The following is a 19,284-nucleotide window of genomic DNA, read 5'->3' on the forward strand; positions in this document are numbered from 1 at the left end:
GAACGACAATGTCCAGGAATTCTCCGGTTTCCTATCGCGACTCGGCTCCGATCGGAAGATTGCTACTTGCCCGCATTCCTGCAGCTTGCCAGCGCGCCTTCGAGGCCATTGGCCGGGCGCCGGGCCCAAAGGACTCCGTCGCGTCGCTGCCCGGCAGGCTTCTCTTCGAGGCGCTGGAGCCGAGGTTGCTGTTGTCGGCTGACCTCGATCTCGCCGCTTCGGCGCAAGTCCCGCAGTCACAGCCAGAGAGCGCCTACGCAGCCAGCAGCACGCCGCTGTCGCTGAGCGATGACGCGGGAGGCGGCGGGCCGGCCGTTGTTCGCGTCTCCGGGTCAGCGGCGTCGGGTGCAGACTGGTGGCGACTGGATCTGCGACAGGGCGACATCGTCTCGATCGGCGTCGAGACGCCGAACAGTGAAATGGACCCGTATGTTTCGTTGCGCGACGCCAGTGGGACGGAGATCGCCGCCGACGACAATAGCGGGTCGGGCAACGACGCCGCGATCAGCCAGCAGGAGCTTCTGCTGACGGGCACCTATTATGTCCAGGTGCGCCCGGCGGGCGAGGGGACAGTATCTGGCCCTTATGAACTGCTGGTTGAACGTACGCGTGTGACCGAGCCGGCACCTACCTCCTTGGGCCGCAGTGACACGTCGGCAGCCATGGACGCCGCGTCTTTCGGCGCACAGCCCGCCGCTGTGCTCCTCGCGCGCTGGGTTGGCGGTTCAGGCAACTGGTCTGACCCGACCCATTGGGACATCGGTGTTGCTCCCAACGATACGGCAACGGAGACCTACGAGGTCATCCTGGACCTTGCCGATAGCCCGACCATCACCATTGATCAGGACGTTGCGGTCAGTTCGCTGAGCAACTCGGAGACCTTGGTCATCGATGGCGTGAGCCTTACCGTTGCGCAGCAAACCGACAACAGTGGTTCCATTCAACTTGCGGGATCTGGCGCCCAACTCAACCTGTCTGGAACGGTCCACAATACCGGCGACGTGTTGGCAGGCGCGGGAAGGTTGAACCTCAGCGATGCCACGGTAACGGTAGATGGTACGACCGCACAAGTGACGGCTGCGGGCGCAGCAACGCTCAACTCGGTGGATCTCTACGCAGCGAATGGGGGCGTCCTTTCGCTGACGGGCGCGACCACATTCACGAGCCGCGCCGGTGGGAGCACGATTCAGGCGAGCGGCGCGGCGAGCAAGGTCGATCTTTCGGGTTTGACCGGGCTCGTTGGTGGATCCAGCGGTGCGACACAGATTTCTGCGGCCAATGGCGGGCACGTGGCCCTATCCGGGGACGTTGACGGCTACACCGCATGGACGCTTGACGGCACTGGCGGCACGATGGACGTGTCTGGTGTGACCGAGCTTGCGGACGCGACGGTCAATGTCAGTGGTGGTGCGGTCTTGGCGTTTTCTGCAGCGACCACGCTTGCACGTGACAGCTTTACGGCATCAACGGGCGGCCAGATTCTCTTCCCGGTGGCGACGAGCTACACGGGGTACAACTACGGGGACACGACGATTGAGGCGAGCGGGTTGGGGAGCCGGATCGACCTGTCGCATCTGGACAGCTTCTACGGGGGTGGGGAGCATCAGAGCGGTGGCTATCCGTATCCGTGGCACTACTACACGACGAACGTGAATGCGTTGGCGGGTGGCGAGATAGCCCTGGCCGGGGCGATCAGCCACCGGAACAACATCACGGTGGATGGCGCCGGCAGCGTGCTCGGCGTGACGGGGATCACGAAGCTCGGTGGAACGGTGCTGACCGTCAACGTCCCGGGGACGCTGAGCTTCAGTTCGGCGACTGAAGTTACGGACTCGAGCCTGACGGCGCAGACCGGTGTGGTACTGGACTTTGCGGCGGCGACGACACTGAGGAACGTGAACCTCACCGCCACCGGTGGTGGGGACGTCCTTTTCCCGGTGGCGACGAGCTACACGGGGTACAACTACGGGGACACGACGATTGAGGCGAGCGGGTTGGGGAGCCGGATCGACCTGTCGCATCTGGACAGCTTCTACGGGGGTGGGGAGCATCAGAGCGGTGGCTATCCGTATCCGTGGCACTACTACACGACGAACGTGAATGCGTTGGCGGGTGGCGAGATAGCCCTGGCCGGGGCGATCAGCCATCGCAACAACATCACGGTGGATGGCGTCGGCAGCGTGCTCGACGTTGGCGGTGTCACGAGTGTCTCGGGCGCCAGCATCACGGTGCAAGCAGGGAACGTGGTGACCTTCGGGTCTTTGGTTTCCTTGGCTGACGTGTCCCTGTACGCCCACGATGCGGCAAGGATTCTCTTCCCGGTGGCGACGAGCTACACGGGGTACAACTACGGGGACACGACGATTGAGGCGAGCGGGTTGGGGAGCCGGATCGACCTGTCGCATCTGGACAGCTTCTACGGGGGTGGGGAGTATCAGAGCGGTGGCTATCCGTATCCCTGGTACTACTACACGACGAACGTGAATGCGTTGGCGGGTGGCGAGATAGCCCTGGCCGGGGCGATCAGCCACCGGAACAACATCACGGTGGATGGCGCCGGCAGCGTGCTCGACGTGACGGGGATCACGAAGCTCGGTGGAACGGTGCTGACCGTCAACGTCCCGGGGACGCTGAGCTTCAGTTCGGCGACTGAAGTGACGGACTCGAGCCTGACGGCGCAGACCGGTGTGGTACTGGACTTTGCGGCGGCGACGACACTGAGGAACGTGAACCTCACCGCCACCGGTGGTGGGGACATCCTTTTCCCGGTGGCGACGAGCTACACGGGGTACAACTACGGGGACACGACGATTGAGGCGAGCGGGTTGGGGAGCCGGATCGACCTGTCGCATCTGGACAGCTTCTACGGGGGTGGGGAGCATCAGAGCGGTGGCTATCCGTATCCCTGGTACTACTACACGACGAACGTGAATGCGTTGGCGGGTGGCGAGATAGCCCTGGCCGGGGCGATCAGCCATCGCAACAACATCACGGTGGATGGCGTCGGCAGCGTGCTCGACGTTGGCGGTGTCACGAGTGTCTCGGGCGCCAGCATCACGGTGCAAGCAGGGAACGTGGTGACCTTCGGGTCTTTGGTTTCCTTGGCTGACGTGTCCCTGTACGCCCACGATGCGGCAAGGATTCTCTTCCCGGTGGCGACGAGCTACACGGGGTACAACTACGGGGACACGACGATTGAGGCGAGCGGGTTGGGGAGCCGGATCGACCTGTCGCATCTGGACAGCTTCTACGGGGGTGGGGAGTATCAGAGCGGTGGCTATCCGTATCCCTGGTACTACTACACGACGAACGTGAATGCGTTGGCGGGTGGCGAGATAGCCCTGGCCGGGGCGATCAGCCATCGCAACAACATCACGGTGGATGGCGCCGGCAGCGTGCTCGACGTGACGGGGATCACGTCCCTCAATGGTACAGCCCTAACCGCCGCCCACGGCGCAGTCTGGACCTTTCCTGCCGGCTGGCACCCCACCTGGGGTAGCGGCAACACATTCTCCACCGCCGGTACCGGCAGCCAGTTCGTCAACCGCACTACGCTGAGCCTTTCCGGCAACTCGCTTGCCATCAACACCAGCGACTTCATCAACGCCGGCGTACTCAACCCGGAGGCTGGCGGTATCTTCGACTTCAACGGATCGTTCCGGGTCGACGATCTCGGCATCCTGACCGGCGTTACCGCCGGCACGGTCAACATCAGCGGCGATCTCCTTGGCGCCACTCGCAACGCCGACCGATACGCTCCGCAGGCGGTGGTCCGCTTCGACGGAGCCGGCACCGCGGCAAGCCCGCAGCAACTCGAGGTCATGGGACGCGAGCTGAGCGACGATCCAACCGGGTTCTCGCGCAACTTCGTCTATGGCACGCTCGAGCTGTCGGACAACACCTACCTGAAGCTCGTGGATTCGTCGGACAACGCAGCCGGAACCGACCCCGAAGCGCTCTACACCAACTCGCTGATCGTTGCGGATGGCGCGACCCTGGACCTGAATGGCCTGCAGCTCTACACGCGCGCGGCGCAAGTCAGCGGCACCAGCACCATCATCGGCGGATCGATCATCCAGATCCCGGACAGCGGGCCGATCAACATGGCGAATCCGACGCCTGGTGCGATTTCCATCGCCGGGCAACTGGACGAATGGTCCTTCTTCGCCCGTGGAGGGCAGTCCATCACCGTGGCCGTGGATACCGGCGGAAGCGGCGTCCTGTCGCCGGCGTTGAACTGGGCTCATGTCGAGCTCGTCGACGGAACGGGCACAATCATCGCAAGCGAGGACAGCACTGCTCCCGGGCAGGTCGTGACGCTCGAGGACGTGGCGATCCCCGCCGATGGGACTTACCGCCTTCGCATCAAGGCGCCAGTCGATCATCTCGCGCAGGAAGGCAACTACCTCGCCACCGTCTGGGACGTCACCGCGGATCTCTCACCGCTGCTCCTCAATCGCCAGGTCACGGGCCTGATCGAGAACCCGTACAGCGTGGACCAATGGCAGTTCTCGGCCAACGCTGGCACGCAGGTCCGTTTCGACCTGGTCACCCGCTCCAGCACCGGCATTCTCTTCGCCTTGACCGGGCCCGGCGGCTGGATCGGGTTCACCGACGTCGACCGCGATTCCGACCTCCTCACCCTGCCCAGCGACGGCACCTACACGCTGGCGGCCCACGGCACTGGCGGCCATACGGGTGGTTCCTATGCCTTCCAGATGCAGCAGACGCGGGTCACCGACCTGACGATCGGCACCTTCCAGACCGGACAGTTCGCCGGTAGCGGCCAGGCCGAACTGTTCCGCATCGACGTGCCCACCAGCAACCCGCTGAAGGTGGTGCTCGACGACGACGCGTCGAACAACGTCAGCGAGCTGTATCTGAAGTTCGGTGCTCCGCCCACGCGTGCCGACTACGACTATCGCTTCACCAGTTCCGCCGCCCCGGATCACGAGATCGTCGTGCCGATGGCCTACGCTGGCCAGTGGTACGCACTGGTCTATGGCGATACGATCCGAACCAACAGTTCCTTCGACATCTCGGCCACGAGCAGTGGTGTCTATCTCAGCGGCGTCACGCCGGATCGCTACGCCGCCGACGCCACGGCGACTCTGACTCTGACCGGGGCCGGGTTCGATGCCACGACGACCTTCTCGCTGGTGGCACCCGGTGCGACGACCATCCCCGCGGCATCGGTCGTCGTTGGCTCACCCACCCGGGCGACGGCGAACTTCTCGCTGGCCGGCTTGGCCCCAGGCATGTACTCGCTGTTGGCCAGCGAGCCGGGTGGCGTGTCTGACATGCTCGTCAATGGCTTCACGGTGACCGGCGCGGGCGCCGGCCAACTCGACATCCAGCTCGTCGTGCCGTCGGTGCTCGGCCGGCAGGCGACCGCGACGCTGTACGTCGACTACGCCAACACCGGCAACGAAGCGATTCCGGCGCCGCTGTTGATCCTCTCATCGGACGACCCGGACGGCAGTGATCGGCCGCTGATGACACTCGACCAGGCACGCGTCGGTCCAGGTTTCTGGACCAGCGCCGTTCCCGCAGGTTTTTCCAGCTCGGTGCAGTTCCTGACCACCGGCTCGACTCCGGGCCTTCTTCAGCCGGGCGAAACCGGCAGGATACCGGTCTATTTCATCGGGTTGGAGGGACCGTGGGACTTCGCTGACCGCACGGTGGAGTTCTCTGTCGGCGTGGCTCGGGATGACGGCAACACTGTGGACTGGAACTCGATCGGCACCTCGATCCGGCCCGACTATGTCCGGCCGGATGCCTGGCAGGCGATCTGGAGCAATCTGATCTCCAATGTCGGTGGTACCTGGACCGGCTACCTTGCGGCTCTGAACGAGAACGCGTCCTTCCTCGGCAACTTGGGTGCTTCGACCTCGGAGGTCTCGCGGCTGTTCGGTTTCGAACTTCGCCAGGCCGAAGGGCTCAGCCCGATCCGCTACCTCGCGTCGAGCACGCAGGCGGCGATGCCGGCGCCCGGACCCGACCTGGTTTTTTCGCAGGCCTATGCGCAGCCGATCTCGCGCCGTTTCGAGCTGGGTCCGCTGGGCCGCGGCTGGGCCAACAACTGGCAGCTTTCGCTGGCGACCGAGACCGGTGGGACGGTCAAGATTACCGACATGACCGGCACGCCGCGCATCTTCGAGCCGGACAGGCGCCCTCCTAGTGCCGGTTGGTCACAAGCCCATGCTGCGGCTTCGTTAACGATTCCTGGGCCAGCAGGGGGTCCGGTGCTCAATAACATCCGCTACACCGCTGCCGCCGGCGATCACGGCATCCTCACCTCCTACGTCGGTGGCACCTTCATGCTCACCGAGAGCGACGGCACCCAGTACTACTTCCGCGCCGACGGCAAGCTCGACTTCGTGCGTGACACCAACGACAACCGCATCAACTGCACTTACACCGGCGCACTGCTAACCGGGCTGACGCATTCCTCCGGCCAGTCGCTCACGCTGGCCTATAACGGCGCCGGCCGCATCACCAGCGTCACCGACAGCGACGGCCGCCAGTCGCTTTACACGTACGACGCCTCGAACCAGCACCTGCTATCCGTCCAGGACTACGACGGCCGCGTCACCAGCTATTCGTACCTCACCGGCCAGGGCGCGGCGAAGGACCACGCGCTCAGCGAGGTCGCCTTCCCCGATGGCAGCCACCGCACCTACACCTACGACAGCCATGGCCGCTTGGCCAGCACTTACCGCGACGGCGGCGCCGAGAGAATCACTTTCAGCTACGACACCGCCGGCACGGTGACCGCCACCGATGCCTTGGGTAACCCGTCGCAGTTCTTCTTCGACGACTGGGGGACGATCCTCAAGAGCACCAACCCGCTCGGCAACTCGGTGCTGCTGTCGCTCGACGCGAACCGCAACCTGAGCAGCGTCACCGACCCGGCCGGACGGACCAGCATGTTCCAGTACGACTCTGGCGACAACCTGACGCGCTTCACGGACGCGATGGGCAATGCCACGAGCTTTACTTACACGGCGGACTTCAACCGCCTCGACAGGCTGACCGACGCCAACGGCAACCTCACCGACTACAACTACGATGGCCACGGCAACCTGACCAACATTACCTACGCCGACGGCAGCCAGGAACGCTGGGGCTACGACAGCCTGGGCCAGTCCACCACCTGGACCAACCGCCGCGGCACGCCGGTCGGCTTCACCTACAACGCCGACGGCGAGATCACGCGCAAGACCTATGCCGACGGCACGCACGTCGACTATCTGTACGACGCGCGCGGCAACCTGACCAGCGCCACCGACGTTACCGGTACGACCACGCTCACCTACGACGCTCACGACTACCTGACGCGCATCGACTATCCCGGCCCAGGCGGACGCTGGCTCGACTACACCTACGACAGCGCCGGCCGGCGCGCCACCAGCACCGATCAGCTCGGCCATCAACTGTTCTACCAATTCGACGCCGTCGGCCGCCTGTCGCGGATCACTGACGAGAGCAGCGTGCAGGTCGTCCTGTATCAATACGATGCCGCCGGCCGCATCGCGCTCAAGACGCTCGGCAACGGTGTTTACACGACCTACGACTACGACGCCGCCGGGCAGTTGTTGCACCTGGTCAACCATAAGTCCGATGCCACCCTCCTTTCGCGCTTCGACTACAGCTACGACAGCCGCGGCCGGCGCATCAGCATGGGCACGCTGGACGGTGCCTGGACCTACAGCTACGACGACATAGGGCAACTTACCCATGCCGTCTTCGCCTCGACCAATCCGGCGATCCCGGACCAGGATCTGCTCTACGTCTACGACGCGATGGGCAACCGCATCCGCACCGTCGAGAACGGCGTCACGACGGCGTACACGACCAACAATCTCAACCAGTACACGCACGTCGGCAATACCACCTATGCCTTCGACGTTGATGGCAACCTGATTTCAGAGACCTCGCCGTCCGGGACGGTGCTTTACAGCTATGACGATGAGAACCGGCTGATCGCTGTGCAGCAAGGTGCTGATGCGTGGGCCTACACCTACGATGCGTTCAGTCAGCGGGTGGCGGCTAGCCACAATGGGATCGCGGCGCATTACACGATCGATCCCATTGGGCTGGGTAATGTAGTGGGAGAGTACGACGCTTCGGGGAGTCTGATTGCGGGTTACGACCACGGGTTTGGTTTGTTGTCCCGGACGGCCGGTGGGGCGTCTGCGTGGTACACCTTTGATGCACTTGGAAATACAGCCGGCCTAATTGGGCCGAGCGGCAATTTGCTAAACAGCTACTCGTATTTGCCATTTGGAACGTTTGCATATCACTCTGGCACGACTTCTAACCCCTTCCGTTATGTAGCTGAATTAGGAGTAATGGGTGACGAGAATGGCCTAGACCACATGCGCGCTAGGTACTATCAATCAGCAACTGGGCGCTTTACGCAGGTAGATCCGATTGGTATTTTGAGTGGTGATTCAAATCTGTATCGGTACGTGGACAATGCACCATCTGTAATTGTTGATCCTTCTGGACTCAAGAGCTGGCAGATAATCCCAGGTATTCCGAAACAATACCTTCGATGGACATATGACCGCATTTCAAAAAGCCTTGGTGGTGATCTCGGCAAGATAGGGCGCATAGGTATCGGAAAGTTTCATGTATTGCTCGACCATAAACTCATACCAAGGGTGGCGGCAAAATGGGTTCCAATAGTGTCGCCTATTGTGGCAGGCTGGGGCATAGGAGAAGCAGCCGGCAATCTTATCTACGATATTCTTAACCCAGATGATGCAGGTAACTGGGTAGACGCTTTCGGGAATCCAATGTTCCCCGATGGTCCAAATACACCAAACGGCCCAGGTCCCGGGGGAAGTGGTGGGATACCGGGCGCAGTTGATCCAAATCAGAAGCTCGGCCCCTCCGGCTTCGGCACCGCCGGCTACATCAGCCCGTCCGTCACGCTCCCCTACCGCATCGACTTCGAAAACGACGCCACCGCCACCGCCCCGGCCCAGATCGTCACGATCACTGACCAACTCGACCCCGACCTCGACTGGTCCACCTTCGCCCTGACCGAAATCGGCTTCGGCGACCACCTGATCACCGTCCCCACCAACGCCCAGCACTACGAGACCACCGTCCCAATCCACTACAACAGTCAGGATTTCGACGTCCAGATCGAGGCTGGCATCAACCTCGCCACGGGGCAAGTGTATGCCCACTTCTACTCGATCGACCCGGACACCAGCTTGCCACCAGACGTGCTCACCGGCTTCCTGCCGCCCGAAGACGGCACCGGCCGCGGCATGGGCCACGTCTCCTACCTCATCGACCAGAAACCCGGCCTCGCCACCGGCACCGAGATCCGCAACATCGCCTTGATCGTCTTCGACGGGCAACCCGCGATCGCCACCAACCAGGTCGACCCGCACGACCCGGCCAAAGGCACCGACCCGGCCAAGGAAGCCCTCAACACCATCGACGCCGGCGCTCCGACCAGTTCCGTGACTGCGCTGTCGCCGACGCGCACGCGCCCCGACTTCCTCGTCCAGTGGACCGCCACCGACGACGCCGGCGGCTCCGGCGTCGCCAGCCACGACATTTACGTGTCCACCGACGGCGGCAGCTATGTCCTCTGGAAGGACGACATCACCGCCACCTCCGCCACTTTCACGGGCCAGGCCGGCCACAGCTACGCCTTCTACAGCGTCGCCCAGGACCACGTCGGCAATACCGAGGCCGCGCCGGCGACTCCCGACGCCGCCACCCAGGTCGTCGACGGCCTCGCCGTCACCGCCGTTGCCACCGATACCAGTGGCGCTTCGATCCGCCTCAACCGCGCGCTCGACCCCACCACCCTCAACCTCTACGGCACCGAGACCGGCGGCCAGGGCCCGGCCGACGTCACGCTCGTCGGCGCGGCGACCGGCGCCGTCACCGGCTCGCTCGTCCTCGACGACGACCTTCAGGGCTTCCGCTTCGTCAGGACCGGCGGTCCCCTCGCGCCCGATACCTACACCCTGACCCTGCGCAGCGCCGCCAACGGTGTCATCGACGCCCTCGGTCGCCTCCTCGACGGCGACGACGACGGCACCCCCGGTGGCAACTACGTCACGACCCTCTCGGTTGCCGGGCCGCTGCCACGCGTCCTCTCGCTGCCCGACGTCATTCGCGGCCCCGGGCAGCCGGTCAACATCCCGGCCACCGTCAGCGGCATCCCGATCCGTCTCAGCGACGGAAACGGCGTCCAGTCGATCGACTTCAGCCTCAGCTACGACCCGGCGCTGCTCACCATCAGCGACGTTACGCCAAACGTCAAGCAGCTTCCCTCCGGTTACACTTTCGCTGCCAATCTCACCGTCCCCGGCCTGATCCGCGTCGGGATGTCCTTCCCGACGCCCCTCGCTGCCGGCGCCCGTGATCTGCTGACTTTCACTGCCGCCGTTCCGGCGACTGCCCCCTACCGGGTCAAGCAGGTCCTCGACCTCAGCGACCTTTCGCTCAACGAAGGAAGGCTCGCGGCCGTCGCCGACGACGCTGTCCACGTCGTCGCCTACTTCGGCGACGCCACGGGCAATGGTTCCTATAGCTCTCTCGACGGTCAGCGCGTCCTGCGCCACACCGTTCGGCTCGACAGTGGCTTCGCCGCTTACCCGCTCGCCGATCCAGCGCTGATCGCCGACATCACCGGCAACGGAACCGTCAGCTCGCTTGACGCCACCCGCATCCTGCAGGAAGTCGTCGGCGACGACCAGGTGGAAATACCGCCACTGCCCGGGATCACCATCACGCCGCCGGGACCTGATCCGTACGTGCACATCCCGACCGATCTCCGGGCCATCCCCGGCAGCGTCATCACTGTCCCGGTCCTGATCGACGACGCCATCGGCCTCGAAGCGGCTGATCTTCGGCTGCTTTATGACCCCACACGGCTCGAATTCGTCGTCGCTCGCGGCGGTTCGGCCGGCGCGGGGGCGACGATCGTCACCAACTCGACAACGGCGGGTGTGCTCACCGTCGGTCTCGCGCTCACCACTCCACGTCCGGCCGGTGGGGGGAGTATCCTCGACATCGAGTTCCGGGTCCGGCCGACCGCGGCGCTTGGCGCCACGGCGCTCAACCTCAGCCACGTCAGCCTCAACGAAGACGGCCTGGTCCTCACCCCGCTGCCGGTTCCCGAACCGGATGCCACCGACGGCCTTCTGACCATCCACGGAGCCGGCAACACCGCGCCGATCGCCGTGGATGACAACTACGTGACCGACGAAGACAGCCCCTTGACCATCGTCGCCCCCGGTTTGCTGGGTAACGACAGCGACGTCGATGGTGATCCACTGACGGCCCTGTTGGTCTCGGGACCCGCGCACGGTGTGCTCAGCCTGAATACGGACGGCAGCTTCACCTACACCCCGGCCGCCGACTACCTCGGCCCGGACCGCTTCACCTACCTCGCCAACGACGGCCAGGCCGACTCCAACATCGCCACCGTCACCCTGACCGTGACGCCGGTGAACGATGCGCCCGTCGCGACGGGCGACGCCTTCACGCTGGCCGAGGACACGCCACTCAACGTGCCGCCATCCGGGGTGCTGGCCAACGACTCCGACATCGACAGCGCCACCCTGACGGCGGCACTGGTCAGCGGGCCGCAGCACGGCACGCTGACCCTGGGGTCCGACGGCGGCTTCACGTACGTCCCGGATGCCGACTACTCCGGCCCGGACAGCTTCACCTACCTCGCCAACGACCGCCAGGCCGACTCCAACATCGCCACCGTCACCCTGACCGTGACGCCGGTGAACGATGCGCCCGTCGCGATGGACGACGCCTTCACGCCGGCCGAGGACACTCCGCTCAACGTGATGCGATCCGGCGTGCTGGCCAACGATTCCGACGTCGACAGCGCCGCCTTGACGGCGGCACTGGTCAACGGACCGCAGCACGGCACCCTGAGCCTTGGATCCGATGGTGGCTTCACCTACATCCCGGACGCCGACTACTTCGGAACGGACAGCTTCACCTACCTCGCCAACGACGGCCAAGCCGACTCCAACGTCGCCACCGTCACCCTGACGGTGACGCCGGTGAACGATGCGCCTGTCGCGACGGACGACGCCTTCACGCTGGCCGAGGATACCCCGCTCAGCGTCCTGCCATCCGGGTTGCTGGCCAACGACTCCGACATCGACAGCGCCACCCTGACGGCGGCGCTGGTCAGCGGGCCGCAGCACGGCACGCTGACCGTGGGGTCCGACGGCGGCTTCACCTACCTCCCGGACGCCGACTACTTCGGTCCGGACAGCTTCAGCTATGTCGCCAACGACGGCCAGGACGACTCCAGCGTCGCCGCCGTTACGCTGACCGTGACGCCGGTGAACGATGCGCCCGTCGCGACGGACGACGCCTTCACGCTGGCCGAGGACACCCCGCTCAACGTGCTGCCATCCGGGGTGCTGGCCAACGACTCCGACATCGACAGCGCCGCCTTGACGGCGGCACTGGTCAGCGGGCCGCAGCACGGCACGCTGAACCTCGGGTCCGACGGTGGCTTCATGTACGTCCCGGACGCCGACTACTTCGGAACGGACAGCTTCAGCTACCTCGCCAACGACGGCCAAGCCGACTCCAACGTCGCCCTGGTCACCCTGACCGTGATGCCGGTGAACGATGCGCCCTTCGCGACGGACGACGCCTTCACGCTGGCGGAGGACACTCCGCTGAGCGTGCTGCCACCCGGGGTGCTGGCGAACGACTCCGACATTGACAGCGCCACCCTGACGGCAGCGCTGGTCAGCGGGCCGCAGCACGGCGCGCTGACCCTGGGGTCCGATGGCGGCTTCACCTACCTCCCGGATGCCGACTACTTCGGAACGGACCGCTTCACCTACCTCGCCAACGACGGCCAAGCCGACTCCAACGTCGCCACCGTCACCCTGACCGTGACGCCGGTGAACGATGCGCCGGTCGCGACGGACGACGCCTTTACGCTGGCCGAGGACACTTCACTCAGCGTGCCGCCATCCGGGGTGCTGGCCAACGATTCCGACATCGACAGCGCCACCCTGACGGCGGCGCTGGTCAGCGGGCCGCAGCACGGCACGCTGACCCTGGGGTCCGATGGCGGGTTGACGTACGTCCCGAACGCCGACTACTCCGGAACGGACAGCTTCACCTACCTCGCCAACGACGGCCAGGCCGACTCCAACGTCGCCACCGTCACCCTGACCGCGACGCCGGTGAACGATGCGCCCGTCGCGACGGACGACGCCTTCACGCTGGCCGAGGACACTCCACTTAGCGTGCTGCCATCCGGGGTGCTGGCCAACGACTCCGACATCGACAGCGCCGCCCTGACGGCGGTGCTGGTCAGCGGGCCACAACACGGCACGCTGAACCTGGGTTCCGATGGCGGCTTCACCTACCTCCCGGACGCCGACTACTCCGGACCGGACAGCTTCACCTACCTCGCCCACGACGGTCAGGCCGACTCCAACATCGCCACCGTCACCCTGACCGTGACGCCGGTGAACGATGCGCCCGTCGCGACGGACGACGCCTTTACGCTGTCCGAGGACACGCCAATCAGCGTGCTGCCATCCGGTGTGCTGGCCAACGACACCGACATCGACAGCGCCACCCTGACGGCGGCACTGGTCAGCGGGCCGCAGCACGGCACGCTTAACCTGGGGTCCGATGGCGGCTTTACGTACATCCCGGACGCCGACTACTTCGGCCCGGACAGCTTCACCTACCTCGCCAACGACAGCCAGGCCGACTCCAACATCGCCACCGTCACGCTGACCGTGACGCCGGTGAACGATGCGCCCATCGCGACGGACGACGCCTTCACGCTGGCCGAGGACACCCCGCTCAGCGTGCTGCCATCCGGCGTGCTGGCCAACGACTCCGACATCGACAGCGCCACCCTGACGGCGGTGCTGGTCAGCGGGCCGCAGCACGGCGCGCTGAGCCTGGGTTCCGACGGTGGCTTCACCTACGTCCCGGATGCCGACTACTCCGGAACGGACAGCTTCAGCTATGTCGCCAACGACGGCCAGATCGACTCCAACATCGCCACCGTCACCCTGACCGTGACGCCGGTGAACGATGCGCCCGTCGCGACGGACGACGCCTTTACGCTGTCCGAGGACACGCCAATCAACGTGCTGCCATCCGGGTTGCTGGCCAACGACTCCGACATCGACAGCGCCGCCTTGACGGCGGCACTGGTCAGCGGGCCGCAGCACGGCACGCTGACCCTGGGGTCCGACGGCGGCTTCACCTACGTCCCGGATGCCGACTACTCCGGAACGGACAGCTTCAGCTATGTCGCCCACGACGGCCAGGCCGACTCCAACGTCGCCACCGTCACCCTGACCGTGACGCCGGTGAACGATGCGCCCGTCGCGACGGACGACGCCTTCACGCTGGCCGAGGACACTCCACTTAGCGTCGTGCTGCCATCCGGGGTGCTGGCGAACGACTCCGACGTCGACAGCGCTGCCCTGACGGCGGCTCTGGTCAGCGGGCCGCAGCACGGCGCGCTGACCCTGGGGTCCGACGGCGGCTTCACGTACCTTCCGGACGCCGACTACTCCGGAACGGACAGCTTCACCTACCTCGCCAACGACGGCCAGGCCGACTCCAGCGTCGCCATCGTCACCCTGACCGTGACGCCGGTGAACGATGCGCCAGTCGCGACGGACGACGCCTTCACACTGGGCGAGGACACCCCGCTCAGCGTGCTGCCATCCGGCGTGCTGGCCAACGACTCCGACGTCGACAGCGCTGCCCTGACGGCGGTGCTGGTCAGCGGGCCGCAGCACGGCGCGCTGACCCTGGGGTCCGACGGCGGCTTCACGTACCTTCCGGATGCCGACTACTCCGGAACGGACAGCTTCACCTACCTCGCCCACGACGGCCAGGCCGACTCCAGCGTCGCCACCGTCACCCTGACCGTGACGCCGGTGAACGATGCGCCCGTCGCGACGGACGACGCCTTCACGCTGGCTGAGGACACTCCACTTAGCGTGCTGCCATCCGGCGTTCTGGCCGACGACTCCGACATCGACAGCGCCACGCTGACGGCGGTGCTGGTCAGCGGGCCACAACACGGCACGCTGAACCTGGGGTCCGACGGCGGGTTCACGTACGTTCCGGACGCCGACTACTTCGGCCCCGACAGCTTCACCTACCTCGCCAGCGACGGTCAAGCCGACTCCAACGTCGCCACCGTCACCCTGACCGTGGCGCCGGTGAACGATGCACCCGTCGCGACGGACGACGCCTTCACGCTGGCCGAGGACACCCCGCTCAGCGTGCTGCCATCCGGGGTGCTGGCAAACGATTCCGACATCGACAGCGCCGCCCTGACGGCGGTGCTGGTCAGCGGGCCACAACACGGCACGCTGAACGTGGGTTCCGACGGCGGCTTCACCTACCTCCCGGACGCCGACTACTCCGGACCGGACAGCTTCAGCTACCTCGCCCACGACGGCCAGGCCGACTCCAACGTCGCCACCGTCACCCTGACCGTGACGCCGGTGAACGATGCGCCCGTCGCGACGGACGACGCCTTTACGCTGTCCGAGGACACGCCAATCAGCGTGCTGCCATCCGGGGTGCTGGCCAATGATTCCGACATCGACAGCGCCACCCTGACGGCGGCGCTGGTCAGCGGGCCGCAGCACGGCACGCTGACCCTTGGGTCCGATGGCGGCTTCACGTACGTCCCGGACGCCGACTACGTCGGACCGGACAGCTTCAGCTATGTCGCCAACGACGGCCAGGCCGACTCCAACATCGCCACCGTCACCCTGACCGTGACGCTGGTGAACGATGCGCCCGTCGCGACGGGCGACGCCTTCACGCTGGCCGAGGACACGCCACTCAACGTGCCGCCATCCGGGGTGCTGGCCAACGACTCCGACATCGACAGCGCCACCCTGACGGCGGCACTGGTCAGCGGGCCGCAGCACGGGGCGCTGACGCTGGGGTCCGATGGTGGCTTCACCTACCGCCCGGACGCCGACTACTCCGGAACGGACAGCTTCAGCTACCTCGCCCACGACGGCCAGGCCGACTCCAACATCGCCACCGTCACCCTGACCGTGACGCCGGTCAACGATGCGCCCGTCGCGACGGACGACGCCTTCACCCTGGCCGAGGACACGCCACTCAACGTGCCGCCATCCGGTGTGCTGGCCAATGATTCCGACATCGACAGCGCCGCCCTGACGGCGGTGCTGGTCAGCGGGCCACAACACGGCACGCTGAACCTGGGGTCCGACGGCGGCTTCACCTACCGCCCGGACGCCGACTACTTCGGCCCGGACAGCTTCACCTACCTCGCCCACGACGGCCAGGCCGACTCCAACATCGCCACCGTCACCCTGACCGTGACTCCGGTGAACGATGCGCCGGTCGCGACGGACGACGCCTTCACGCTGGCCGAGGACACCCCACTCAGCGTGCTGCCATCCGGGGTGCTGGCGAACGACTCCGACATCGACAGCGCCACCCTGACGGCGGTGCTGGTCAGCGGGCCACAACACGGCACGCTGAACCTGGGGTCCGACGGCGGCTTCACCTACCTCCCGGACGCCGACTACTTCGGCCCGGACAGCTTCAGCTACCTCGCCCACGACGGCCAAGCCGACTCCAACATCGCCACCGTCACCCTGACCGTGACGCCGGTGAACGATGCGCCCGTCGCGACGGACGACGCCTTTACGCTGGCCGAGGACACCCCGCTCAGCGTGCCGCCATCCGGGGTGCTGGCCAACGACTCCGACATCGACAGCGCCGCCCTGACGGCGGTGCTGGTCAGCGGGCCGAAACACGGCACGCTGAACCTGGGTTCCGATGGCGGGTTTACGTACGTCCCGGCCGCCGACTACTTCGGCCCGGACAGCTTCAGCTATGTCGCCCACGACGGCCAGGCCGACTCCAACATCGCCACCGTCACCCTGACCGTGACGCCGGTGAACGATGCGCCCGTCGCGGGGGACGACGCCTTCACGCTGACCGAGGACACCCCGCTCAGCGTGCCGCCACCCGGAGTTCTGGCAAATGATTACGACATCGACAGCGCCACCCTGACCGTGGCACTGGTCAGCGGACCACAGCACGGTACGCTGACCTTGGGGTCCGACAGTGGCTTCACGTACGTGCCGGACGCCGACTACTTCGGCGCGGACAGCTTCAGCTATGTCGCCCACGACGGCCAGGCCGACTCCAACATCGCCACCGTCACCCTGACGGTCACGCCGGAAGCGCTGACTGTCTCGCGCTTCACCCCCACGTCGACCGGGTTCCAGGTTGGCTTCAATCGCGCCATCGACCCCTCGGTCCTCAACCTGTATGACACCGAGACCGGTGGACTCGGGGTGGCGGATGTCACACTCACCGGCAGCAGCGGCCCGGTCAAAGGCTCGATCGTTGTCGACGCCGACGGCAAGGGCCTGACCTTCATCCGCAGCGGCGGCACGCTGGCGGCCGGAACGTGGACCGCGCGTCTCGCGAGCGGACCGCTGGCCTTCAAGGACACCGCCGGTGGCGCGCTGGATGGTAACGGTGACGGCAGCACCGGCGACGCCTTCAGCACGACCTTCACCACCTCCGCTCCGGTTCGTACGCTCAGCCTGCCCGACTTCATGCGCGGGCCGGGCCAGTTCGTCGACCTCACCGCGCCCTCGCAGACCGGCTTCCTGCCGCTTTATCTGTCCGACGGAGCAGGCGTGACCAGTGTCGAGTTCACGCTCCATTACGACCCGGCGCTACTCGATCTGCAGACGGTGTCGTCTGGTTCGGGGCTGCCCGCCGGCGCGACTGTCGAGCGACTGCCGGCGCCAGATGGGGTTCTCAAGCTGCGCGTCAGGAGCCCCAGCGCCCTCGCGGCTGGCAAGGTCCACCTGCTCGACCTGCAGGCCTTCGTGCCGAGCACAGCCGCCTATGGCGCCAAGCAGGTGCTCGATCTCGACGAGGTGTTGGTCAATGGCCAGGGTGCCACCGACGACGATGCCTTGCAGGTCGTTGGCTACTTCGGCGACACGAGTGGCGACGCCACCTACACCACCTTGGACGGACAGCAGGTTCAGCGTGTTCTGGTCAAGCTCGACTCCGGGTTCGCTGCCTATCGCAATGTCGACCCGCTGATCATCGCCGACATCAACGGCAGCGGCACGCTGACCTCGATCGACGCCAGCCGCGTGCTGCAGGAAGCGAGCTTCCTGATGGGAGCAGCGGGCAGCGTTGACCGTCCCGAGATCCCGCCGATCCCGGTCGGTGTCGGCGCGATCAGCTTCTCCGGTCCCGATCCGCGCGTCGATGTTCCCATCGACGTCACGGCCGATCGTGGCGCGGTGGTGACCGTCCCGGTTCGCATCGACACCGCCCTCGGTCTGGAATCGGCACAACTGAGGATGGCCTACGACGCCAGCCGCTTCGACCTGGTCGAAGTACGGCGTGGCTCGATCAGTGGTGACTTCGGCTGGTTCATTGCCAGCACCGAGCCAGGCCGGATCACGGTCGACATGACGCGCCTCGCAGCACTTGCGGGTGGTGCCGGTACCTTGCTCGACATCGACCTGCGGGTCAGGGCAGATGCATTGCCAGGCGTCAGCCCGATCGACCTGCAGTATGCCCGCCTGAACGACGGCCACCTGACCCTTGGCGTCGTGCCGCAGCCCGGTGCCGATGAAACGGACGGGCGAATCACCGTGGCCGCACAGGCTGAGAGTGGTCATCCAGAGGTGACCGCAACACCGCTATCTGCTGCTGCACCGCGAGCCGAGAGGGTCATCGGTGCGGACGCGTGGTCGGCAGCGCCGGCGATCGGTGGTCCCGCATCGGTCGCACCGGTGATCGACCTGGCTGCCAGTTTCTCGATGCCGGCCGCGATCAGTGAGGCGATGGCCATCGACAGCGGCCGCAAGCCGTGGCTGAAGGACTATCTCGGCAACGTTGGCCAAGCGCGGCCGGCATCGCCAAATGCAGGGCTAAAGGTGAGCGTGACGCAGCCCGCCGCAATAAGGACCGCAGCGCGTTTGGGGGCGTTGTAAACTGATGTTCGGTGCGAGGGATGCGCTCGATGAGCGGCAAAACGATAGGGAAGCGAGCGCCATGTCCTGGCGGCTCGTCGTGATGGCAGGATGACCGGAGCTTTGCCGGTGTTGAAAGGAGGGTCTGCATGAAACCAGGAGTCAATGCTTGCATGTTCTGTCTGGGTATGGCGCTGTCCGCAGCGCTTCCCGCCCATGCCTCGCCTTTTTCGGTTGGGCTGCCGGCAAGCGCCGAGCGAGG

The 19,284-nt window shown here is 65.7% G+C and carries 1 protein-coding gene; it reads left to right on the forward strand.

The features are described from left to right. Positions 1–8 precede the first annotated feature (8 nt). Positions 9–19,043 carry a tandem-95 repeat protein gene (locus HT579_12230; GenBank protein ID QKS29606.1) on the forward strand — a complete coding sequence of 6,345 codons (19,035 nt, stop codon included), beginning with the start codon at positions 9–11 and terminating at the stop codon, positions 19,041–19,043. Positions 19,044–19,284: the final 241 nt, after the last annotated feature.

This window comes from Candidatus Accumulibacter similis, assembly GCA_013347225.1.
Lineage (GTDB): Bacteria > Pseudomonadota > Gammaproteobacteria > Burkholderiales > Rhodocyclaceae > Accumulibacter > Accumulibacter similis.

What these genes read in the sequence shown, in the direction of transcription:
- HT579_12230 (QKS29606.1), top strand. Translation starts at nt 9, where the DNA reads ATGTCCAGGAATTCTCCGGTTTCCTATCGCGACTCGGCTCCGATCGGA.